At 69.1% G+C, this 22,491-nt stretch carries 18 protein-coding genes, 1 other RNA gene and 1 pseudogene; 1 reads left to right on the top strand and 19 read right to left on the bottom strand.

The features are described from left to right. Nucleotides 1-128: 128 nt before the first annotated feature. The 12 genes from GPA04_RS20445 to prfB form a co-directional block, all read right to left on the bottom strand. Nucleotides 129-2,216 (bottom strand): KAP family NTPase, encoded by a 2,088-nt coding sequence (locus GPA04_RS20445; protein WP_162458684.1) that lies wholly within the window; start codon nt 2,214-2,216, stop codon nt 129-131. A gap of 59 nt (nt 2,217-2,275) precedes the next feature. Then, a complete protein-coding gene (locus GPA04_RS21575) occupies nt 2,276-2,620 on the bottom strand; it encodes an integrase core domain-containing protein (RefSeq protein WP_156226069.1) in 345 nt (114 codons plus the stop codon). A gap of 155 nt (nt 2,621-2,775) precedes the next feature. After that, on the bottom strand, nt 2,776-3,081 hold the full coding sequence (locus GPA04_RS21570) for an IS3 family transposase (RefSeq protein WP_366465058.1): 306 nt from the start codon (nt 3,079-3,081) through the stop codon (nt 2,776-2,778). 496 nt (nt 3,082-3,577) lie between these two features. Continuing rightward, the gene (locus tag GPA04_RS20435; protein WP_156226068.1) at nt 3,578-4,204 is read right to left on the bottom strand and encodes a DUF8548 family protein; all 627 of its coding nucleotides are present in this window, start codon (nt 4,202-4,204) and stop codon (nt 3,578-3,580) included. Between the two features lie 115 nt (nt 4,205-4,319). Continuing rightward, complete coding sequence (locus GPA04_RS20430; RefSeq protein WP_156226067.1) at nt 4,320-5,639, bottom strand: tyrosine-type recombinase/integrase; 1,320 nt, start codon at nt 5,637-5,639, stop codon at nt 4,320-4,322. A 9-nt stretch (nt 5,640-5,648) separates the two neighbouring features. Continuing rightward, nucleotides 5,649-6,014, bottom strand: a transfer-messenger RNA (tmRNA) gene (gene ssrA / locus GPA04_RS20425). A gap of 133 nt (nt 6,015-6,147) precedes the next feature. Next, nucleotides 6,148-8,004 (bottom strand): DUF2207 domain-containing protein, encoded by a 1,857-nt coding sequence (locus GPA04_RS20420; protein WP_156226066.1) that lies wholly within the window; start codon nt 8,002-8,004, stop codon nt 6,148-6,150. Nucleotides 8,005-8,078: 74 nt separating this feature from the next. Beyond that, nucleotides 8,079-8,561, bottom strand: coding sequence for an SsrA-binding protein SmpB (gene smpB, locus GPA04_RS20415; protein ID WP_156226079.1), 483 nt, complete (start codon nt 8,559-8,561; stop codon nt 8,079-8,081). A gap of 149 nt (nt 8,562-8,710) precedes the next feature. Next, nucleotides 8,711-10,123 carry a M23 family metallopeptidase gene (locus GPA04_RS21170; protein ID WP_156226065.1) on the bottom strand — a complete coding sequence of 471 codons (1,413 nt, stop codon included), beginning with the start codon at nt 10,121-10,123 and terminating at the stop codon, nt 8,711-8,713. Between the two features lie 10 nt (nt 10,124-10,133). Then, nucleotides 10,134-11,048: a permease-like cell division protein FtsX gene (gene ftsX, locus GPA04_RS20405; RefSeq protein WP_156226064.1), complete on the bottom strand. Its 915-nt coding sequence runs from the start codon at nt 11,046-11,048 to the stop codon at nt 10,134-10,136. Continuing rightward, entirely contained in the window at nt 11,045-11,740 is a 696-nt protein-coding gene (ftsE, locus tag GPA04_RS20400) for a cell division ATP-binding protein FtsE (protein ID WP_156226063.1), read from the bottom strand. Before ftsE ends, ftsX begins: the two co-directional genes overlap by 4 nt. Before the next feature lie 243 nt (nt 11,741-11,983). Continuing rightward, the gene (gene prfB / locus GPA04_RS20395; protein ID WP_206674300.1) at nt 11,984-13,099 is read right to left on the bottom strand and encodes a peptide chain release factor 2; all 1,116 of its coding nucleotides are present in this window, start codon (nt 13,097-13,099) and stop codon (nt 11,984-11,986) included. A gap of 95 nt (nt 13,100-13,194) precedes the next feature. Here prfB and GPA04_RS20390 point away from each other — a divergent pair. Beyond that, a pseudogene (locus GPA04_RS20390) lies at nt 13,195-14,490 on the top strand (MFS transporter). A 233-nt stretch (nt 14,491-14,723) separates the two neighbouring features. Here the strand turns inward: GPA04_RS20390 and GPA04_RS20385 are convergent. The 7 genes from GPA04_RS20385 to GPA04_RS20355 form a co-directional block, all read right to left on the bottom strand. Then, a complete protein-coding gene (locus tag GPA04_RS20385) occupies nt 14,724-16,220 on the bottom strand; it encodes an aldehyde dehydrogenase family protein (RefSeq protein WP_156226061.1) in 1,497 nt (498 codons plus the stop codon). 78 nt (nt 16,221-16,298) lie between these two features. Further along, nucleotides 16,299-16,850, bottom strand: a complete 552-nt coding sequence (locus GPA04_RS20380) for a DUF2087 domain-containing protein (RefSeq protein WP_156226060.1) — start codon at nt 16,848-16,850, stop codon at nt 16,299-16,301. Between the two features lie 51 nt (nt 16,851-16,901). After that, entirely contained in the window at nt 16,902-18,179 is a 1,278-nt protein-coding gene (locus GPA04_RS20375) for a multidrug effflux MFS transporter (protein ID WP_241680950.1), read from the bottom strand. A gap of 153 nt (nt 18,180-18,332) precedes the next feature. After that, nucleotides 18,333-18,899, bottom strand: coding sequence for an HhH-GPD-type base excision DNA repair protein (locus GPA04_RS20370; RefSeq protein ID WP_156226059.1), 567 nt, complete (start codon nt 18,897-18,899; stop codon nt 18,333-18,335). 37 nt (nt 18,900-18,936) lie between these two features. After that, complete coding sequence (locus tag GPA04_RS20365) at nt 18,937-19,851, bottom strand: hypothetical protein (protein ID WP_156226058.1); 915 nt, start codon at nt 19,849-19,851, stop codon at nt 18,937-18,939. A 799-nt stretch (nt 19,852-20,650) separates the two neighbouring features. Beyond that, entirely contained in the window at nt 20,651-21,796 is a 1,146-nt protein-coding gene (locus GPA04_RS20360; RefSeq protein ID WP_156226057.1) for a hypothetical protein, read from the bottom strand. A gap of 143 nt (nt 21,797-21,939) precedes the next feature. Then, on the bottom strand, nt 21,940-22,473 hold the full coding sequence (locus GPA04_RS20355; RefSeq protein WP_241680949.1) for an RNA polymerase sigma factor: 534 nt from the start codon (nt 22,471-22,473) through the stop codon (nt 21,940-21,942). Nucleotides 22,474-22,491 lie beyond the last annotated feature (18 nt).

The following is a 22,491-nucleotide window of genomic DNA, read 5'->3' as shown; positions in this document are numbered from 1 at the left end:
CGGGGCGTTAGCGTGAGACATCGAGGGGTAGGTCCTTCAAGCAGAACGGTCGTAGAGGTACTTCCATCCTGCCGCCGGGACCTACCCCTCGCTCACACCCCCGTCACCAACCTCATGAGACGCAACACCTAGGACGCCTGAGGGGCCGGGCTGACCCGACCGGCAGCGAACTTGCGTCGGTTTGCCCAACTCAGGTCGCGGAGGTCGACGTCCTGAATGGGTTCGGCATACCAGGGGTCATCGCCGGGCGGTGCGAGTTGGTTGAACGTCTCCTGATCGAAGTCGGGCGATAGTTGCCAGTCGGGCTTGGTCCCAGTGATCGTTCGAGCCGATACCAGTCTCGAAGCAAGGATCGAGAAGTTCACTTCCTTCGACTCAAAGAGCTCTTTGACGGCGGAACGAAGGTGTTCCGCCCGATGGCGCAGAACGAAGTGGACCTGGTATCCGACGCCGGAACGGGCCTCGGCGTCGTCACCCTGCTTGAGGTGATCCAGGAAGTCGGTAAGAGAATCATCGACCAGGATAGTTGTCACCTCGTCGGACCAAACGGGCCTATCGGACCGATACACGTGGTCGATCTTGTTCTCCAACCTCATCCACGTCCGGATGCGGAGAGCTGGACTGTCGAGTCTCCAGATCACGGCTCGAACCGTCGCCGAGGGCGTCCCTCTGTCGAGCCCGACGAGCAGTTCACCTATCCAGGTGAGGAGCTGGTCCTGGACACTGAACGGTGCGTTGTCGTCCGATGGGAGGGCGTTGGCGATCTGGCCGAGAACTTCGGCCAGCTGAATCCTCTCTGCATCGGTGGTTGGTTGGTTTGTCGGGCTGAGGCACTTGCTAAGGACCAGGCCTCGAAATGCCTCCGGCCTTCCAACGAGAAGGCTCGCCAACGGTCCCCCGTCCCCACCGGTCGCCGATGTGACCGCGTCCTCGACCGTCGCGTCGCTGACATCGTGGTCGAGGATGCCCATTGCGAAGTATCGGTCAAAGTACTCCTTGTGCTGGACGCTCTGGCGCCGGCGGCTAGCGTGAACTGAGAGCTGCCCCTTCTTGTGGACCTTCGGGAACAGCGAGACCAACAGCTCCCGGGCGGTGGCCCGTCGCTCTGCAGGGACGACCCCGAGCAGTGGCTCGATGTCGAACGGCTCGTACTCGAATCTCGTGGTTCCGGTCTTCATTTCACCGGTGTGGCCGGAGACGAGCTCGGTGCGGTACCGCGGTATCGAGTTGAACATGGCCGGGAAGCTGACCCGGATGAGGGTCAGCAGCATGACGTCCTCGTCATCGATCTCGTCCGGAGGCAGGAGCGGGATGTGGTGCTGCAGTTGGCCGATGTATCGGTCGATCGCGCGCGGCGTCGTCAACAGGTCTGTGAAGCAGTCGACCAGTCCGCTGAGACGGCGGTCGGCCGAACCCTCGTCGTCTGCTTCCCTAGAGGCGTACGTAAGCCCAGTGTTCAGGCGCGAGATCTGCTGGTGTCGCAGCAGCGGAGGCACGAAGAGGGGGTACTGGACGATCTTCTCCATGAACCGCTCGGCCGAACCGTCGTGGGGACTGACCGCACCTGATGCAGTCATGCTCCGATATAGGGTCTCGTCGTCGTAAGCGAGTAGATACTGAACTCCGTCGAACCTACCCAAGAGTCGGACCACCTTCAGGAGAGTCAGCAGTTCCTCTCCGTGGAGCCGGTCGATATCGTCGACCACGACGAGGATCGGCTTCTTGAGTTCCTTCAGTTCCTCCGATGCCTTGTTGAACGCGACCTGCCACGACGGTGACTTTGCCAACGCCTCCCCTGCGAGCCGGATCGCTCCGGCGGCCGCGCCGCCGGCGACCGGAATCATGTTTGCCGCGGGCGCGGCGACCGAGGCTGTCAGCGCGAGCGCCTGTCGGACCTGCTTGCCCCTTTTCCTGGGAAGTGTCTCGGCGAGAGAGGAGTAGAACTCACCCAACAGCCCGGAGACGTCACTCGTCGCCCACGGGGTGAACCTAGCGGTGGCCCACTTGGGGTGCTCTCGTTGTAGTTCCTCGACGATCATGTTCACCAGTGAAGTCTTGCCGCTACCCCAGGGTCCGCTGAGGCCGAACACTGCGCTCGACTCGAACGAGTGGGTCGTGTGGATCAGCTCGGCGGCGCGCTGTGCGTACGCCAGACGCCCAAGGGTGTCGTGCTTCCCGGAACGGAGCGGTTCGTCGGTCCAGGTGGAGTCTGTCATGTGCATATAGTGCTCGACCGGAGCTTGGCCCGCTTTCGCGGACACGTTCGGTTGGTTGATCATGCCGCGGGGTTCGCGGCGGTGTTTTGGGCTTCGCACTCGGCCGGGGATCGGTTGCCCCGGGTGCTGTGGCGGCGGCGAGGGTTGTAGAAGCCTTCGATCCGCTCGAAGGTCGCCGAGGCCAGCTCTCTGCGCCTCTGCGAGGCGTGGCGGTCGAGCAGCTCGCGTTGCATGGTCGACCAGAACGACTCGATGAGCGTTGTCGATCGAGGACGCGACTCGGCCAACCGGGCCGAGCAGCCCGGCTTGGCGCAGCCGGTGCCCGAAGGCCCAGGAGGTGTACTGGCTCCGCGATCGGCGTGCACGGTCGTGCCGGGCGCTGAGCGGCGCGCCCCGCGGGCCATCTGCAGCGCGTCGACGACACGTCGGTGCGCAGGTGGTCCGCGATCGACCAGCCCACCATGCGGTGGGAGAAGGCATTGATGACCGCGCAGTAGTAGATCGAGCCTCGCGGGCGCGGTGCTCGGTGATTGTCGTGAGCCACAACCGGTCCGGGGCGTCAGCGGTGAACCCGCGACGCATAAGAGTCAGCATGGGTGGCCGGCGCTGGGCGCCAGTCAGGCCGCTTGCGTCGGTGGCAGATCCGCGCATCTGCGCCGCGCATCAGCCGGGCCACGGGTTTGCGGCCGCACCGCATCCCACTTCCCAGCACCAGCTCGGCCTGTACCCGCGGCGCCCTGTAGGTGCCGCGAGAGCCCAGATCGATCGCCGCGCTGGCGCGGCTCAGGTCGGCGTCGGCGTCGGCGACCGCTCGAACGCTGGACCGGCGATGCTGCCAGCCGTAGCCCGAGCGGGAGAGCCGCACGAACCGGCAGGTCCAGCCATGTCGAGGCCGTCGGCGGCGAGCTCGCGGGGGAGCCGAAACCTCATTCTAAGAGCACGTCCTCCCACGCGAAGTACGCGCTGGTCCGTTCCAGGATCTCGATCCTGGTCTCCAGCACCCGGTTGCGGCGGCGCAGCTCGATCAGCTCGCGATGCTCCGCAGTGGTCAGCCCCCCACGGCGGCGGGAATCGACCTCGTCTCGGTCCGTCCAGCAACGCCAGACACGACCCGCTGATCCCGAGATTGCGCGCTATCGCCGCGACCGGCTCCAGCCGCAACCAAATCCAGAGCACGACGCTGAAACTCCGGCGACATGGCAGCAGGCATCTTGACTCCTCTCCGGGGCGATCGTCGCCCAGGCAAGGCGTCCACGGAAGTGGGTCAGGCACCGCTATGGGTGCTCAACTGAGTACCTTGGTCGGCGCTTGGGACTTCGGCCATCACCACTGCCCAGTAGTCGAAGAATGGGCGGAACCCGTCACCGGGTTCGCTGGTAATTCCAGATGGCATGATCAAGTTCTCGCGTGTCGACGCGCAGGCGGTCGGCGACGCCGGTCAGCAGTGCAGCGGCCGCGTCACTGTCTCCAACCGCTGGCACCGCTTCCCTGACGAACTTCATCACCCATGTGTCTGGCTTGATGTCGCTCTGACCTAGGAGCATCCGAAGGTAGCGCCAGGTCACCGGCCCACAGCCCTTGACGCTGAGATACGCCGACCGAAGCCCTTCGGGAGCGGCGCGGAAGTCAGCGGCGGTCTTGACGTCCATGTCGAGGAGCGCTCGCGCGGCATCGACGACAACCTCCGCCTTGTAGCGCCGGGCCAATCGGCCATTGTTGGATACGACGCTCCGAAGATCGCTTGCTGAGGTCGTAGCCAACACGCTCAGGTCGTCGGTACTCCCTGCTCGCCAGGTGCGCCAGCGGTAGACAACGCCAACCACGCCGGTCTTGCGCTCTCGGTCACCGTATCGAGCACGGACCGAATAGATGGCATCGATCAACGCGAGCTCGATTGCGTCTGGATAGCCGCCTGGCCACTCGCCAAGATCTGTGTCGAGGGTCTCGATGACGTGCTGGTAGAGCAGGTCTTCTCGTGTGCCGACCATGTGAGTCTCCTTGCCAATCAGGGAAGCGAACCTGCCGCTCAAGCCAATGACGCGGGGTCCGTAAACCTGACGTCGCCGATGGAAAGCCGGCCGGCTGTGCAATCAGGCACCGCCTTCAGATCGAGATTGCTTCGCTGAGACGATCCGTCAAAGCCCGGTCTCGTTCGACAGTTGCGTGCTGGTACCTCAAGGCGACACTCACATCGCTGTGGCCGCCCCGGTGCAGCAGCTCGGCTAGCGTCGCGCCCTGCTGGGCATAGATGGTCAGGCCAGTGTGGCGCAGGTCGTGGAAGCGGAACGTCGGGCGCACGTCCTTACGGGCCTGCCGCCAGGAGTTGTCGAAGGCCGTCTGGGAGACCCGCTCGTCTCGCCGCCGGCCCCTCAGCACCGTGCTGGTTGGCATCGCTGACGTGAACGCATCCAAATGGGTCACCAGATCCGGCAGCAGGAACCTCGGGATCGCGATCGATCTCGCTGAGTCGGCTTTGGGGTCGGTGATCGCGTGCGCCTTGGCGTTCCACTGCCGCCGCACGTGCAGCTTTGCGCGCGCTGGGTCGTCCAGGTGTTCCAGATCGCGACGCTCCAGACCTAGCACCTCGCCCAGCCGCAACGCGCACCACGCCGCCAGCGGCACGGCGATCCGCAGGTGCGCGGGCATCGCCTCGGCCATCGCGGCCACCTCAGCCGGTGTCGCGACGTCGCCGTCTTCCTCGGCTGGCCGCACCCTGACGTGACCGACGGCCTCCGGGAAGCGGAACGCGGTCAGACCTCCGATCTCACGCTTGACCGCCGAGTTGATCATCGATCGCAGCACGATCGTGGTCGTGTGCGTCACACCGTTCGCCTTCGCCCCAGGGTGCCGTGCCGATGGCCGCACCCGGAGCTCGCTCAACAGCTCTGCGACCTGGTGCGTCGTCAGATCCACCAGCCGCACCTCACCCAGCGTCGGCAGCACGTGGTTGCGGAGCACCGAGGTGTAGCTGACCACGGTGGCGTGGGATCGCTTCGGGTTGGCGTCCATCTCGGCGAGCCAGGACTGCGCCCACTCCCCCACGGTCAACGACTCCACTGCCTCGCGCTCGGCGACAGCTCGCCGCTGCGCCCGAATCGCCGACGGCGGCACGAAAGCGCCGCGGACTGCCTCACCCTTGGCGATCGCTAGCGCCGCCTTCGCGTCTCCCAGCGCGTCGAACATCCCGAGCGCATGCGTCTCGCCGTCGACCGTGAGGCGGGCGCGATAGCGTCCGCGGTAGAGCGAGATCCCCCTGGGCAAGGTCCCCGGACGCGCCATCTGCGATCTCCACTCGCTCCGCTGTGACAGCTGTGTGACAACTTTGGTGCCATTTCGGGCCCATCTGTGCCAACTCCTGCGTACGGCGCCGATCGCTGCAAACGTTGTGATTGCAACGAAAAGCGCCGTGTACCAAGGGTACACGGCGCTTCGTCGTGGAGGTGGCGGGAATCGAACCCGCGTCCGATAGCTCTGAACCAGGACTTCTCCGGGTGCAGTCTGCTATTGAGTTTCTCGGCCCCAGCGATCACGCAGACAAGTCGCTGACAGGCTCAGTCATCTGAGTGTCCCCGCAGCCCCGATGACGAGGACTGCGAGCAGTGGCTTCCTAGATGACGCCAGGACCCGGGACGGAAGCTAGCCCGGACTGGCGGAGTCACACTCGCTCAGGCGGCGAGGGCGAACTCGGTGCGCTTGGAATCGGCACCTATGGGTTTGCATGGAGCGTTTACGAGATAACCATGCATCCTCGACCCGCTTCTACTGGTACGACAGCCATCGTCGAAACCGATCACCCCCCTGTTCAGTTATCAAGCACCGCTGGTCCGTGAACCCGCGACCCAGCCATGCTATCCCTTCAACAGCCCAGGCCCCCACCTCATTCCCGACGGCGACCGGTCGCCGTCGGGCGATCGCTCGCCGGGGGCGCGGCTCACCAGCCGCCGCCACCTCCGCCGCCGACACCACCGCCGGAGAAGCCGCCCCCGCTCGAGAACCCGGACCCGCCCGAGGAGGCCGGCGTCGCGCTCGCGACCGCGATGTCAGCGGCCGAGGCGAAGGAGTTGACCGTCTCCCCGAACCCCGAGGACCACAGCATCATCGCCGGGGTGTGACCGACGTACCAGGCCGGCGTGGGCAGGTCGGCCCCCTGCTTGGCGAGCTCGGCGAAGATCCCCACCCAGCGGTCCTCGAGCCCGAACGTCATGGCGTACGGCAGGTACTTCGAGAAAATGTCCTCGCCGGCCTCGAACCGGAGCGTGCGCGCCTCGGCGGTCTCGATGTAGAGCTTGAAGCCGAGCGCCTGCGCCAGCACCGCGCTGCCGTCGGCGGTGCGCGCGGGTGCGGTGGGCGCCGCGACCATGATCGCGATGCCCGCGAGGATCACCGGCACGCCGAGCAAGCCCCAGCCCACCAGGAACGAGAGCAGCAGCGTGGCCAGGATGCCGCCGGCCAGCACCAGGAACCCCATCCCCGCCCAGGACCGGCGCACCGTCTGGGGCGAGTGCTTGAACCAGCCGCGTTCGACCATCTCCTCGTACAGCTGCTCCTGGGTGTCGCTCACCCCCTCGGCGAACCGCTCTCCCAGCTTGCTCAGCCGCTTCTTCTCACCGCTGGTGCTGAAGATGCTCCGGAGCAGGGTGCGCTCGTACGGTCGCAGCTCGTCCCAGTCGGCGTCCAGGTTCCGGATCAGCCGCCAGTCCGGCTTCTTCGAGCCCTCGATCTCCTCGATGCGCAGGAACCCCCGGACCGCGAGGTCGAAGATGGTGGCGGTGACGTCACGCCGGTCGGCGCGCTCGTCGGTCAGCGTGCCCAGCTCGCCGGGCAGCACGTCGGCCGGCGGCGTGAACTGCACGGTGACAGGCGTCTTCCTGCGCGGGCCCACGGCAGCGGCACCCTCCGCCGTGGTCGGCTGCAGACCGGGCGTCAGCCCCTGGTAGGCGATGTCGCGTCCGCGGCGGCGCGCGAACGCGGCCACACCGCCGACCGCGACCAGCGCCAGCGCTCCCGAGACCGGGACGGCGGGCGTGCCCAGCCCGATGCCGTTGGCGAACGTGCGCCGCGGCGCCAGGATCGGCTCCACTCCCCCGAACGTCCCACCTGGGTAGGACGCCACGACGCTCATGCCCTGGCCCTCGCGCAACCGGTCCTGCTCGAAGGTCGCCACGTCGTCGGACACCCGGTACGAGGCGCACTGGTTGATCGACCCGACGCCGCCGGTGAAGCAGGCGATCTCCTCGGGCATCACCGGTCCGCGCAGGGCCACGGACACGTTGGAGATCGGCAGCTCGAAGCCCGAGCCGATGACGTTCCAGTAGATCTCGTCCTCGCCGGCCTCGCCGACCCCGGAGTTCGGCACGCCCGCCACCGTGTAGGTGACCACGTAGGTCTGCACACCCGAGACGTCGTCGATGTCCTCGTCGCCGATCCGGATCACCAGACCCGTGTCGCTCTCGTCGAGCTCGAGCTCGGTCGGCGCTCCGGTGGGTGAGGTCACCTCGACGCCGCTCACCTCCAGCACCCGGTAGTGGTCGGGGTCGCCGTCGATCTCCTGCCGGGTCACCAGCGTGAGGAACAGCCCGTGCCCGGGGGTACTCGCGAAGTCGAGGTCGATCTCCTGCCGCACGTCGAGCGTGCCGTCGGCCTGTGCGGTCGCCTCCACGGCGTACCGGGTGATCTCGCGGTCGCCCTGGTCGTCGGCGCTGGCGGTGGAGGCCGGCAGCACCAGCGCCACGGCCAGGAGCGCCAGCACCAGGGACAGCAGCAACGTCAGAGGCGCCCGTCGAGTCATGCCTGCCAGGCTAATCGGCCGCCGGTGGCCGGACCTCAGCCGTCCGACGGACAGAACTCCCCGAGCCGGCGGAGTCAGCCGTGGCGGCGCGCGCTCATCTCGCGCTGCGCCTCACGCTCGTCCTGCTGGCGCCGCAGCGTCTCCCGCTTGTCCCACTCCTGCTTGCCTCGCGCCGTCGCGATCTCGACCTTGGCGCGGCCGCCGATGAAGTAGAGCTCCAGGGGCACGATCGTGCGGCCCTTCTCGCGCGTCGTCTGGGCGAGCTTGTCGATCTCGAGCCGGTGCAGGAGCAGCTTGCGCCTGCGTCGCACCGGGTGGTTGGTCCAGGTCCCCTGCGTGTACTCGGGGATGTGGACACCCTCCAGCCAGGCCTCGCCGTTCTCGACCGAGACCCAGCCGTCCACCAGCGACGCCCGCCCCGCACGGAGGCTCTTGACCTCGGTGCCGGTCAGCGACAGCCCAGCCTCGTAGGTGTCGTCGACGTGGTAGTCGTGACGGGCCTTCTTGTTGCGCGCGACCACGTTCTTCACGGTGCGCGGATCGACCCCCGCGGGCACCTTCTTCTTCTTGGCACCGCCCTTGACGTTGCTCACAGCTCCCTCTCCTGCCCCGCCCCTGACGCGTGGCCGAACCAGCGTAGGTCAGGCCCGACGGCGGAACCCCACCTTTTCGCCGTCAGCGGCACGATGGTCTCGCCCTGCCTGGGTCAGGAGATGTACGGCATCGGGTTGACGGTCGCGCCGTTGCGCCACAGCTCCAGGTGCACGTGGCACCCGGTGACGTTGCCGGTGGCACCGGTGTAGCCGATCGCCTGCCCCTGCGAGACGCTCTGCCCCACGCTGACCGCGAACCGCGACAGGTGGTTGTACACGCTCACCCAGGAGTTGCCGCCGATGACCCCGTGGTTGACCAGCACCTGGTTGCCGTGGGTGCCGTTGCCCGCCGCGGGGCGCACCCCGACGACCGTGCCCGAGGCCACCGACATCTGCGACTCGCCGCAGCCCGACCGCAGGTCAACACCCTGGTGGAACCAGTAACCACCGGTGATCGGGTACCAACGCATGCCGTACGGCGAGGTCACGTGCAGCGATCGGCTCACCGGGGAGATGAACCCGCTCGACGACCCGCCGCCGCCTCCGCCTCCGCCACCGCCTCCGGAACCGCCGCCGCCAGCGCCGCCACCGGACCCGCCACCGCCGCCGCCGGAGCTCTGCTGTTGCTGCTGCTGACGCTCGATCTCAGCCTGCCGCTGCCGCTCCCGCTCGGCTGCCTCACGGGCAGCGATCGCGGCGATCTCGTCGGCGATCTCCTGCGAGAGACGCTCGTTCTCGGCCTCGAGCTCGGCCTGCTTGGCCGCGTAGTCCTCACGCGCCTGCTCGAGCTCGGCGGCCTTGGTCTCCTGCTCCGACTTCAGCTGGGTGATCTCCACGACCAGGTCGGATGCGCGCTGCCGGGCGACCTCGGCCACCTCGACGGCGGTCTGTGCCTCGATCTCGAGCTCGACGATGCGCTCCTCGACGGCGTCCAGACGCACCTGCCGGTTCCGGTTCACCGCCTGCAGGTTCTCCAGGTCGGTCAGCGTCTGGTTCTGCGTGCGGAGCGCCGAGCTCATCGCCGAGTAGTCCGACGCGAACTCCTCGGCCGAGCCGGCACCGAAGATCAGGGACAGCGTGCCCATCCCGTCGCCGCCCCGGTAGGCGGTACGCGCGACCTCGCCCATCGCGTACTCGGTGTCGTCGATCTCGGCCTCGCCCGCCGCGATCTCCACCTCGAGGTCGGTCTGCTGCTGGCGCGCGACCTCGAGCCGACCCTGGACCTCGTCCAGGTGGCGCTCGGACGCGGCGAGCTCCTCGTTGGCGACCACCAGCTCCTGCTGGGCCACCGGCAGCCGCCGGTTGATGTCGTCCAGCTCGAGGTAGGTCTCCGCGAGCGCGGTGTCGGTGCCCTCGAGCGCCGCAACCACCTCTTCGCGCTCCTGCTCGACCTGCTCCTGCTGCTCCTCGAGCTCGTCGAGGTCCGCCGCGGCGGGCCCGATCGTCGCCCCCAGGAGCAGGAGCGCGACGGCGGCGCTGGCCGTCGTGCGCATCCAGTGCCCGCGCTGCCTACGTGTCGCGGTCATGAGTTCAGCCCTACACCTTCGTATAACGGCTCAGGGTGACCAGCGAGCTGATCACGGCCAGACCGATCCCGACAGCGACCAGGATCGGTGCCACCGTGAGCACGTCCGCCGTGTCGACGAACGGCATGAACCGCACGGACTCGGCCAACCAGTCCTCGATGATGTAGCGCACGCCCAGCCACAGCCCGCCCACGGCCAGCACGGCACCCAGGAGCGCAGCGATCGCGCCCTCCAGCATGAACGGCAGCTGGATGAACAGGTTCGAGGCGCCCACCAGGCGCATGATCTCGGTCTCACGGCGCCGGCTCATCGCCGAGAGCCGGATGGTCGTGGTGATCAGCAGGACCGCCGTCACCGTCATCAGCACGGCGAGACCGACCGAGATCAACGTCGCACGGTTGAGCACGAGGAACAGCGGTTCCAGGATGCTGCGCTGGTCGATGACCTGCTGCACCCCCGGTCGGCCCGAGAGCTCGTCGTAGATCAGCTGGTACTGCTCGGGGTCCACCAGCTTCACCCGGAACGAGTACTGCATCTGGTCCTCGGTGATCCGCTGCGCCCACTCCTGGTCGCCGAACCGTTCCTGGAAGGCCTCCCAGGCCTGCGCCTTGGTCTCCAGGTAGACGGTCTGGACGTAGTCGGACAGCGCCTCGGACTCCAGCAGCGCCTGGATCTCGGCTCGCTGGTCCTCGGTGACCTCGCCGTCAGGGCACGCCACGGACGGCTCACCGGCCGGGCACAGGTAGACGTTGACCTCGACGCGGTCGTACCAGTCGTCCTTGGCCTTGTCGACCTGCATCTGCAGGAGCGCGGCGGCCCCCACGAAGGTGAGGGAGATGAACGTGACCAGCACGACCGAGACCGCCATCGCGACGTTGCGTCGCAGGCCGTTGCCGATCTGGGCGAGGACGAACCGCGCCCTCATGCGTCCGCCCGCGCCCCGTAGACACCGCGAGCCTGGTCGCGCACGACCTGGCCGTCGACGAGCTCGATGACCCGCTTGCGCATCTGGTCGACGATCTCGTCGTCGTGCGTGGCCATGGCCACCGTGGTGCCGGTGCGGTTGATGCGCTCCAGCAGCCGCATGATCCCGACCGACGTGGTCGGGTCGAGGTTGCCGGTGGGCTCGTCGGCCAGGATGATCGCGGGCCGGTTGACGAACGCGCGGGCGATCGCGACCCGCTGCTGCTCGCCGCCGGAGAGCTCGTTCGGCATGCGCCTCTCCTTGCCGGCCAGGCCGACCATCTCGATGGTCTCCGGCACGGCGCTCATCACCTGGTGGCGCGGCTTGCCGATGACCTGCATCGCGATGGCCACGTTGTCGAACACGTTCTTGTTGTTGAGCAGCCGGAAGTCCTGGAAGACCACGCCGATCTGGCGGCGCAGCTGCGGGACCTTCCACGAGGAGATGCGCGAGAGGTCGCGTCCTGCCACGAACACCCCACCGGAGGTGGGGCGCTCTTCGCGGTGCACGAGGCGGAGGAACGTGGACTTGCCGGAGCCGGAGGCTCCGACGAGGAACACGAACTCGCCGCGCTCGACCTCGACCGACACCTGGTCGAGTGCCGGTCGGTGCCCGCGGGCGTAGACCTTGGAGACGTTGTCGAACCGGATCACTGGGCTTCTCGGCCGGGATCGATGACGGGGAAGTGCGGGTGACCGGCCATCGCCCACGGTAGGCAGCAAACCTCGGGATGCTCGGCTGACACGCCGGGGTGAGGCACACCACTCAGGTGCCATGCGCCGTCGTCGAGATCGGACCTCCGGCTCGAGGTCGGACCGCCGGGGGTCCGATCTCGACCCGCGGGTCCGATCTCGTGGAGGAGCCGCGGGTCAGCAGCCCCGCCCAAGTCAGCTGGGTCAGCTGGGGTCGTCGGCGTGCTGGCGACGCCAGCGGATCCCGGCGTTGATGAAGTCGTCGATGTCGCCGTCGAACACGGCGGCGGGGTTGCCGGACTCGTGCTCGGTGCGCAGGTCCTTGACCATCTGGTACGGCTGCAGCACGTAGGAGCGCATCTGGTCGCCCCACGAGGCCTTGACGTCGCCCGCGAGCTCCTTCTTCTGCGCCTGCTCCTCTTCGCGGCGGCGCAGCAGCAGCCGGCCCTGGAGCACGCGCAGCGCGGCGGCGCGGTTCTGGATCTGGGACTTCTCGTTCTGCATCGAGACGACGATGCCGGTGGGGATGTGCGTCATCCGGACGGCGGAGTCGGTGGTGTTGACGCTCTGCCCGCCGGGGCCGGAGGAGCGGAACACGTCGACCTTGATCTCCGACTCGGGGATCTCGATGTGATCGGTCTGCTCGATGAGCGGGATCACCTCGACGGCGGCGAACGAGGTCTGCCGCCGGCCCTGGTTGTCGAACGGGCTGATCCGCACCAGGCGGTGGGTGCCCGCCTCGACCGAGAGCGTGCCGAACGCGTACGGGGCGTTGACCTCGAAGGTGGCCGACTTCAGGCCCGCCTCCTCGGCGTACGCGGTGTCCATGACCTTGGTGGGGTGACCCTTGCGCTCGGCCCAGCGCAGGTACATGCGCATGAGCATCTCGGCGAAGTCCGCGGCGTCCACGCCGCCGGCGCCCGCCCGGATGGTGACCACGGCGGCGCGTGCATCGAACTCACCCGCCAGCAGCGTGCGCACCTCGAGCTCCGACATGGCCGCGCGCAGCGACGCGAGCTCGGCGTCGGCCTCGGCGAGGACCTCCTCGTCGCCCTCTTCCTGCGCCATCTCCACCAGCGCGCCCAGGTCCTCGATCCGGTTGCCGATGTCGTTCAGCCGGTCGCGCTCGGACTGGGCATGGCTCAGCTCGCTCGTGACGAGCTGCGCGGCATCGGTGTCGTCCCAGAGGTCGGGTGCGGACGCCTGCTCGGAGAGCTCGGCGATCCGCCGCTCCAGCTCCTCCGGCTTGGACACGGCGAGGATCTGGCCGAGCGTTCCCCGAAGGGCCGCGATCTCGGCAGGAAAGTCGGTAGCCACGATTCGTTAGGTTACGCGAGCCTCCCCCACCAGCCCGCCACCGGCGCCCGCCCGAAGCGTTTCGACCGGCGGCGCCCGGACGCTTACGCTCCTGATCCGTGGCCCGACTGCTCGCCGATCTGACGCCGCTGCGCCGCAGCCCGGCGTTCCGGCGGCTGTGGTGAGGGCTGGGGATCTCGAACGTCGGCACGCAGCTGACGGCGGTCGCGGTGGGGCTGCAGGTGTACGCGCTCACGCAGGACACGTTCGCCGTGGGCGTGCTCGGGCTGTTCGCGCTGGTCCCGCTGGTGGTGCTCGGGCTGTACGGCGGCGCCCTCGTGGACGCGTTCGACCGGCGCCGCGTCGCGCTCATCGCCTCGAGCGTGCTGCTCGTGGTGACCGCCGGCATCGCGCTGCAGGCCTGGCTCGACCTGAGGTCGGTGTGGTTGCTCTACATCCTGGTCGGCCTGCAGTCGGCCGACTCTGCCGTGAACAACCCCGCGCGCATGGCGATCATCCCGCGGCTGGTGCCGCGCGAGCAGCTGCCCGCCGCGCTCGCGCTGCAGACGGTCGGCTGGAACATCGCGCTCACCGGCGGCCCGCTCCTCGGCGCCGCGCTGGTCGCGTGGCACTCCTTCGAGGCGGCGTACACGCTCGACGTCGCCCTCTTCGGGGCCTCCCTCTACGCGTTGTGGCGGCTGCCCGACCTGCCGCCCGAGCCGAGCGACGACGCCGCTCCCCCGCGCAAGGTCGTCGGGCTCGCCTCGGTGATCGAAGGACTGCGGTACCTGGGCACCCGGCCCAACCTGCGCATGACGTTCCTGCTCGACCTGAGCGCCATGATCCTGGCCATGCCCCGGGTGCTGTTCCCCGCCGTCGGGGTGCTGGTGCTGGGCGGCGGCGAGACCACCACGGGCTACCTGACCGCGGCGATCGCCGTCGGGGCCGTGCTGGCCGGGGTGCTCTCGGGCGGCCTGGTGCACCTGCGGCGCCAGGGCGTGGTGATCGTGATCGCGATCCTCGGTTTCGCCGCCTCGGTGATCGGGCTGGGGGTGCTGCTGACCTCCGTCGGCGCGCACCGCCCCGAGCACACGATCGGGTGGGCGCTGGCCGTCGCTGTGGGGCTGCTCGCGGTCGCTGGTGCGGCCGACTCGATCTCCTCGATCTTCCGGCAGTCGGTGCTCCAGGCAGCGACCCCGGACGCGCTGCGCGGCCGCCTGCAGGGCGTGTTCATCGTGGTCGTCGCCGGCGGGCCGCGCCTCGGCGACATCACCGTGGGCGCGCTGGCCTCACGATTCGGTGAGGGGCCGGCGGCGATCATCGGCGGGGTGGCGTGCGCCGTGGTCGTGATCGCCCTCGCCGCCACGGCGGGGCGGCGCCTGCTCCGCTACGACGCCGCCGACCCCCAGCCCTGAGCTCCGCTTTCACCGCACTTCGCCCAGTTCCGGATTTCAACGCACTTTCGACCAGTTCCCGATTTCAACGCACTTTCGACCCGTCTTGGATTTCACCGCACTCTTGACCGGTCGCCGGTCGGAAGTGCGGTGAAATCTCGACCGTGCCGAAAGTGCGGTGAAACTTGGACCGTGCCGAAAGTGCGGTGAAATCGGGACAGTGCCGAAAGTGCGTTGAAATCGGGCCCTCGGTGCTAGCCGCGGAGGCGGGTGCGCAGGAGGCGGCGGTAGGCGTCGACGCCGGAGCGCAGGGCGTCCTGGAACCGGGCGTCGACCAGGGGGCCGGTGAACTGCGTGATCGAGACCGGCAGGTTCGAGCCGACGACCGACCGCTGGTGCGTGAACCGGTCGAAGCCGTAGCGGCCGTGGTAGCTGCCCATGCCGGAGCGGCCCACGCCCCCGAACGGGACGCCTGGGGTGAAGGAGCTCAGCGCCCAGTCGTTGCGGGCCACACTGCCGGATCGGGTGCTCGCCACGAACGTGCGGAAGTCGACGTCGTCGGGGCCGTACCAGCTCGCGACCAGCGGCGCCGGACGCGCAGCGAGGCGGTCCAGCACCTCCGGCAGCGCCTCGTAGGTGTGCACGGCCAGGACCGGCCCGAAGACCTCCTCGTGGTCGATCCGCATCTCCTCGGTGACGCCGAGCACCACCACGGGCGGCATCACGCGGTCACGGCGCATCGCGTCCTCGCCTGCGGCGTCCGAGGAGACGGCCCGGATCACCTGGGCGCCCTTGGCGGCGGCGTCCTCGAGCAGTGCGTGAATGCGCTCGAACGCGGCGTCGTCGATCAGCGTGGTGGTCTGGCCGGTCTCGATCGCGTCCGGGACCGACTCGCCCCAGGCCGAGAAGATGTCCTGCACGAACAGCCGCGCTGCGGACGCCGGCACGTACACCTCGTCCGGGTTGATGCATGCCTGGCCGCTGTTCTGCAGCCGCGCGGCAGCCACCCGGGCCGCCGCCGACCGCATCGACTCGCGCTGGCGCGCGACCGTCTCGGAGATGACGACCGGGTTCTTGCCACCGAGCTCGAGCGTGACCGGGGTCAGGTTCGCCGCGGCGGCCGCCATCACCTTGCTGCCCACCTCCGCCGACCCGGTGAAGAACAGGTGGTCGAGGTCGAGCGCGGCGAACTCCTGGCTGACCTCGGCGTCACCGGTCACGACCGCGACCTCGTCGACGTCGAACGCGTCGTGCCAGGCGTTGGCCAGCACCTCAGCGGTGCGCGGCACCTTCTCCGACATCTTGATCATCACGCGGTTGCCCGCGCCGAGCGCCGTCAGCGCGGGGACCGCCGTGAGGGTCAGCGGGAAGTTCCACATCCCCATCACGCCGACCACGCCCAGCGGGCTCGGCACGACCTGGGCGCGCAGCCCACCGAGCCGCATCGCGGTCCCCAGCACGCGGCCGCCCGCGGGCCGGGGCCGCATCCAGCGGCCGAGCCCCGCGCGCTGGATCTCCGCTTCGGCCATGAAGGCGAGGACGTCGTTGACCAGCGTGGTGATCTCGCCCCGGAACCCGAAGTCGGCGGAGATGGCGTCCACCAGCGCGTCGGTGTTGTCGAGCACCGCGTGCGCGAAGCGGTCGATCCGATCGCGTCTCACGGCGGCCGACGGCGGCCCGTCACGGTGGAAGGCAGCCCGCTGCAGGGCGAGCACTTCCGACATCGGGGTGGACGTGGCAGTCGCACTCATGAAGACACCTTAGGCACGCTCGCTGGGAGTCGGCACCACGACGCCGAGCAAGCCGGCGTCAGCGCTGGTCAACGCTGGTCAGCGCTGGTCCTCGCGTCGATACCGCGAGCCGTCCACCGTGCGCCAGAGCAGCCCGGAGTCCACCAGCGCGCGGCGCAGCCCCACCGGGTCGTCACCGAGCACGCTCAGCGCCGTCGTGACCTCGCGCTCGCTCATCTCGGTCGTCGGCAGCTGGGCGGCGACGATCGCGAACAGCTCCTCGGCGTGCTCGCCGGAGGGAACACCGTGCAGGTACCCGTGGTGCGCCTCGGCGGAGAGCTCAGGTCGGTCCGCGATGACCGCACCCAACGGGGTCATGGCCACCAGAGCCTCGACGGCGTCGCTCGGGCCGGTCTGGTCGAGACCGATCTCGTCACCCACCAGGGCCAGCACACCCGCGTCCCGGCCACGGGCGATCGCCCTGCCCAGGGCGCGCATCTCCAGACCCGACGCCTCGGCGAGGGCGGTGAGCGTCGCCGTCGAGCCTGGCCGGCGCGGCAGCGCCGCCACCACGGCCGCGACATCCGGCTGGGCGAGCGCCGCGAGCTGACCGGCGGCACGTGACAGGGTTCGAACCTGGATCGGGGTCACCCGAGCACGGTACGGGCGCGCCCGGGCGCACGGCCAGCCGATTCGAGCCCGTCAGGCGACCGAGCTCTCCCAGCCGCCGCGGCGGTACGCGCCGGTCGTCAGGAGCACGAGGAACCCGACCACGGCCGAACCCAGGATCACGGTGCCCATCGCCGCGGTGCTCCCGCCCAGCACCACGACCAGCGGCGCCACCAGCGCGGCGACCCCGGACTGCGAGACGCCGATCAGGGCAGCTGCCGAGCCGGCGCGCTCGCCGTGACGCTGGAGGGCGAGCGTCGAGGCGTTCGGCGAGACCATCGAGGCGACCGCGAACATCAGCCAGAGCGGCACGATCAGACCGACCAGGCCACCGAACCCGGTCAGCGTCACGACGAACAGCGCGACCGCCAGCATGACCATCACGGGCGTCGCCAGCCGCAGCAGCCGGATCGGTGAGAACCGCCGCACCAGGGCCGCGTTGAGCTGGGCGCCCAGCACCAGGCCGAGACCCACGACGGCGAACAGCAGCGCGAACTGGCTCTCGGTGAGGCCGTAACCCACGCGGATGACGAACGGGGAGGCCGCGACGTAGGAGAAGACCGCGGCCATCGTCAGGCCGGGCAGCAGCGCGAACGCGAGGAACTGGCGGTCACGCGCGAGCACCTTGTACGACGTCGCGACCTGGCGGGTGCTCCGCAGACGCTGCGTGGGGGGCAGCGTCTCCGGCATGAACTTCCAGACGATGACGAGCAGCACGACGCCGAAGAGAGCGAGGAACGCGAACACCGCGCGCCAGCCCCAGACCTGGGCGATCGCGCCGCCGATCGTCGGGGCGAGCATCGGCGCGACACCGATCACGAGCATCAGGCGCGACAGCACCGCGGACGCCTCGGAGCCGGTGAGCCGGTCCCGGATGATGGCGATCGCGGTGACGCCTGCGGCGGCGTTGCCGAAGCCCTGGATGATGCGGAGCGCGATCAGCGGCACCACGTCCATGACGGCGATGCACAGCAGCGACGACACGATGTGCACGAGCAGGCCGATCAGCACCGGGGCGCGGCGGCCGAACCGGTCCGAGAGCGGCCCGATGATGAACTGCCCGAACGCCGCACCGATCAAGGTGGCGGTGATCGTGAACTGCGCGCTCGCCTCCGTGGTCGCGAGGTCGGCGGCGACCTCGGGCAGCGACGGCAGGTAGGTGTCCGTGGTGAAGGCACCGATCGCGCACATCGAGCCGAGCAGGAGGACCAGCTTGAAGGTCCACATGCGACTGCGGGGTGCGACGACGGCGACCGCGTCGACGGGGGCGACGGGAGTGGGGTCGGTCGGGCGGGCGGAGATCGTCGTCATTCGGCGCAACTTCGTGATCGAAACGTTTCGTGTCGTCCGCGATTGTGACAGGCCGGAGCCCGCCGGGTCGAATCGTTACGGTCCGACGCGCCGTGGGTTCACATGATGTTCACGAGCGGTGTGTCGGTGGTCTCGTTCCGACCACCGCGTCGGCTACTCCCCGGCGCGTGCGGCGGCCTTGGCAGCCTTCTTGTGGTCGCGGACCTTGGCGAGCGAGTCGGCGTCGGTCACGTCCGCGACGGAGCGGTATCCGGGCCGGGCGTAGTCACCTGCGGCCAGCTCCCATCCCTCCGGGTGCACACCGAGCTGCTTGGCGAGGAGGGCGACGAAGATCTGCGCCTTCTGCTTGCCGAACCCGGGAAGCTCCTGGACCCGCGCGAGCAGCTCCTTGCCGCTGGTGGGTTCCATCCAGAGGCGGGTGACGTCGCCGTCGTAGCGCTCCTCCACGAGCGCGGCCAGCTCCTGCAGCCGGGCCGCCATCGACCCGGGGAACCGGTGGATCGCGGGCGGCACGCTGCACAGCGCCTTGAACTCCTCCGGGTCGGCTGCCGCGATCGCCGCGGGGTCGAGGGTGCCGAACCTGCTCAGCACCTTCCAACCGCCGCGGAACGCGTGCTCCATGCCGTACTGCTGGTCGAGCATCATGCCCACGACGAGCGCGAACGGGTGCTCGTCCAGCACCGCGTCCGCTTCAGGAAGGTTGGCGATCTGGAAGCCCATACCGGCATCGTGCCACGAGGGGCGACCACCCAGCCCGCTACCGGAGGACGAGCTCGGTCGCTTCGGTGACGGCGAGCGCCGTGACGGTCTCGGAGCCGGTGATCGCCGCTGCCACCACAGCGACCTGGTAGGCGCCTGCCGGGAGCGGTGCCGGGTCGGTGGGGTCGGAGGAGCAGGAGTGCATGTCGCTGATGAACTGCAGCGGCACGCTCGTGCCCGGGGACACCGCGGCGCTGGTGTAGACGTCACCACCGGGGAGCGTGCTGACGACCACCCCGTCCTGGAGCACGACGACGGCAGTCCACAGCTGCTCGTTCATGGGCTGAGGGGTCTGCAGCGTGGCGTCGCCGTCGATGTTGTCCGTCGCTGCGCGCGGCGTGCGGATCGGATCGATCAGCTCCAGACTCATGTCGGTGCCCAGCTCGGGCATGTCCCACGGGGCGCCGCAGGCCAGGTCCATCTCGGCGGTCCCTACCGGCGGGTTGTCCCCGGGATGGCTCTCGCCGGAGCCGACCTCGATAGGCCACGGACCACCCTGAGCCTGCTCGAGGGTGCCGTCGTCGGCGACGAACGTCACCATCGCGTACGCCTGGTAGCTGCCGTTCGCCGGCTCGCCGCAGCTGCTCGGCATGTTCAACGGGACCGGCATCGACTCCCCGGGTGCGATCCCGACATAGCTGGGGCCCTCCGCGCCCATGAAGTCGGTGTCGATCGTCCCGACGACCCGGCCCTCGCCGTCGACCACCACGACGTCCTCGTACGTGACATACCCCTGGACGAGCTGGTCGGCGCTGCTGGTCACGGTCGCGTTCCAGCCACCGCCGGACGCGGGCAGGCCTTCGGACGGGCCACCCTCGACCACGAGCGCCGACGTCCGATCCGGGAGCGCGAAGATGTCCCCGCACTCGGGGATCACGGCGTCGGAGAAGTCAGGCAGGGTGCCGTCGTACATCGAGAGATCTGACGGGTCGCCGCCCACGGTCGGATCGTCAGTCGGCGACCCCGTCGGGTCGTCGCTCTTGTCCTCGGTGCTCTCTGACGTGGTCGGCTCTGGCCCCGTCGTCGTGTGCGGCTCACCGGTGCCGCCCGCCCCAGGGGCTGCGGCCGGTGCCTGGCATGCCGCGATCGCGCAAATCAGCGCGACCGCGACACCTCCCGCCAACATCGCGACACGACTGCGGCCTGTTCTCCGCACGGCGTCCCCCTTCGCGTCTTCGACTGGCTGAATCATGAACGATCAGGCTCCTCGGTGGGGGTGTTGACGGAAGGACGCCCGCCCCCTGCGGGCGCCCTTCATCCTTCTCCACGAATGGGCGACCAGTGTGGTTGGGTCGGTCGGTCCGCCTCCTCAGCGGAGGACAGGTCGACCAGTCCGGGTCGCACCAGACTGCTGAAGGCTGCCCCGCACGGTGGCCAGGGCGAGCACGACCGGCCGCCAAGGGCCAGCCGACAAAGTTCGACGCAGTGCGCTCGCGGTCCGACAGTCGACAAAGACGCTCCGGACGTCTACGGGACGCGCTCGTGCCCGGCGGTGCGACCAGCGCGTCCCTTGATCGGGTTTCCCTCGTAGCCACGTGGTCTGGAGCTGATCGAGCGAACCAGCCGCGAAGCCCGTGGCCACACACCGATGGCCCGACCAGTTGCTTCGCACGTCAGGTCGATCCGGCAACGTGTCGGGCGGCAGTACGCCCTGTCGTCACGTGTGCTCGCCGGCCGCCGCGCATCGACGCAGCTCCGTCGGCGATCTCCAGTTACTCGATGACAAGCGGCATGAGCTCGGAACGCGCTACCACCTGTGGCGTGGTGCCGTCGCTGCCGAGAAGGAGGACGGCGGCCTCGTACTCGCCCGCGGGCAACAAGGCACCATCGCAACCCGTGAGCCCGCTGTAGATGCGGGCGGTGAGACTGGCCGATGGCGACATGAACACACGCATGACGTTGTCGTTGGCCGGGACGGGCGCACTGACCTGCACGCCGTCCTGCAGGATGAGGATGTGGGTGTACAGCACGACGTCAGTCATCGCTTTCGTGGTGGTGATGCGGACATCGCCCTCGATGTCGTCACTCGCCGACCGTGGTGATCGGACGTCGTGAACGAGCTCGAGCTCCATGCCTGTGCTCGGCTCACCGAGATCCCAGCTGTCGCCGCAGACGTCGGGAAACGGCACACCACCCACGGGCAGTGTGCGAGACCAATCTTGGCCGTCGCTGCCGTCGTCAGCGATGTCCAGGGCCCACGGCCCGCCCGCACCCATCATGACCGATCCGTCGGTGTTGGCGGAGCCCAGTGCCACCAGCACGAAGGTCTCGTAGCGACCGGGACTCAGCTCGCCGCCGTCGCAGCCGGGCGGGATCACGACTGGGAGCTGCGACTCGCCGCCGGAAGAGAGAGCGAGAATCGGGGTGCCCTCACCACCCTGAAGGACGAAGTTTGTCTGGGTGGCGACGACCACACCGTCGTTGACGACCACGGCGAAAGGGCTAGCAGCGCTCCCCGAGACAGCGGTGGCAGTGGGATTCTCCACCGCCGACTGGAACACACCACCCGGTGCGACCGGACCGTCTGGTCCCGTCTCCACCGTCAGGGCTAGGTCAGCGTCCGGCAACGCGAACGGCTCACCGCACACAGGGAGCTGATCGGGAGACCAGGCCATGGGGGGCGTCTCCGTCTCGGTCTCAGGAGGGGTGCTCGGTTCACTGCCATCCGTAGCGTCACCGGTCGGCGTCTCGGACTCGCTATTCGTCGGCGTTTCTGTCGGCTGCTCAGTCGGGTCGCTCGGGCCGGTCGTCGGCTCGTCGGTCACCGTGGTCTGCGTCGGGGTCGCCGGCGGGTTGGGGTCGGTGCTGAACCCGCCGACCTGCCAGACCACGGCCGCGACCAGCCCGATCGATGCCATGCCGGCCAGCCCCGATGCGGCGGCGCGTCGCCGTCGGGCACCGCGCACGCGCTCGGCGAGCAACCCGGCGTCCGGCCCCGGAGCGCTGTCCATGCCGCCCTCGTGCAGGGACCGCTCCAGCACCCGCTTGATGTCGTCGGCCCTCATGGCTTTCCTCCTGCGCTCGTGTCGGCGTCGTCGGCGAGGTGGACCGCGAGCATGGCGCGCCCGTCGCTGAGGTAGCGCTTGACCGAGCCGTCGGCGATGCCGAGCTCGGCTGCCACCTGTGAGACCGGGAGGTCGCCGTAGTAGTGCAGCACCACGCACGCGCGCACCTGCGGCGGCAGCTGCGCGAGCGCCTGGGTGGCATCGACCCGCTGGTCCACGGCGGTGGTGGCGGACTCGGACCGGTCGGGCCGGGCCACGAGATGCTGGATGCCGCCCCACCGACGCCGCCGCCGGTAGGAGTCGAGGTAGAGGTTGAGGATCGTGCGGCGCAGGTACGCCTCCGCCTCGTAGGTCTCGATGCCGTGCGCGACCTGTGCCGCCGTCCGACGCCTGCCCAACGCACGCACGAACGCCTCCTGCACGAGATCCTCGGCACCGGGCCGGTCACCGCACAGCAGGTACGCCGTGCGCTGCAGACGCGGACCGTGCTCACGCACCACCGTGGCCAGGGTCTCTTCCCACGTGCTCACGCCCACCCGCTCTCCTCG

It is taken from the genome of Pseudactinotalea suaedae (genome assembly GCF_009733815.1).
Lineage (GTDB): Bacteria > Actinomycetota > Actinomycetes > Actinomycetales > Beutenbergiaceae > Pseudactinotalea > Pseudactinotalea suaedae.
This window is presented reverse-complemented; position numbering and strand designations above follow the sequence as displayed.

Excerpts from the sequence above, each read along its gene's own strand:
- GPA04_RS20445 (WP_162458684.1), bottom strand. The coding sequence starts at position 2,216 with ATGACAGACTCCACCTGGACCGACGAACCGCTCCGTTCCGGGAAGCAC.
- GPA04_RS21575 (WP_156226069.1), bottom strand. The coding sequence starts at position 2,620 with ATGGCCCGCGGGGCGCGCCGCTCAGCGCCCGGCACGACCGTGCACGCC.
- GPA04_RS20435 (WP_156226068.1), bottom strand. The coding sequence starts at position 4,204 with ATGGTCGGCACACGAGAAGACCTGCTCTACCAGCACGTCATCGAGACC.
- GPA04_RS20420 (WP_156226066.1), bottom strand. The coding sequence starts at position 8,004 with ATGACTCGACGGGCGCCTCTGACGTTGCTGCTGTCCCTGGTGCTGGCG.
- GPA04_RS21170 (WP_156226065.1), bottom strand. The coding sequence starts at position 10,123 with ATGACCGCGACACGTAGGCAGCGCGGGCACTGGATGCGCACGACGGCC.
- ftsX (WP_156226064.1), bottom strand. The coding sequence starts at position 11,048 with ATGAGGGCGCGGTTCGTCCTCGCCCAGATCGGCAACGGCCTGCGACGC.
- GPA04_RS20385 (WP_156226061.1), bottom strand. The coding sequence starts at position 16,220 with ATGAGTGCGACTGCCACGTCCACCCCGATGTCGGAAGTGCTCGCCCTG.
- GPA04_RS20375 (WP_241680950.1), bottom strand. The coding sequence starts at position 18,179 with ATGACGACGATCTCCGCCCGCCCGACCGACCCCACTCCCGTCGCCCCC.
- GPA04_RS20370 (WP_156226059.1), bottom strand. The coding sequence starts at position 18,899 with ATGGGCTTCCAGATCGCCAACCTTCCTGAAGCGGACGCGGTGCTGGAC.
- GPA04_RS20365 (WP_156226058.1), bottom strand. The coding sequence starts at position 19,851 with ATGTACGACGGCACCCTGCCTGACTTCTCCGACGCCGTGATCCCCGAG.
- GPA04_RS20360 (WP_156226057.1), bottom strand. The coding sequence starts at position 21,796 with ATGGCATCGATCGGGCTGGTCGCGGCCGTGGTCTGGCAGGTCGGCGGG.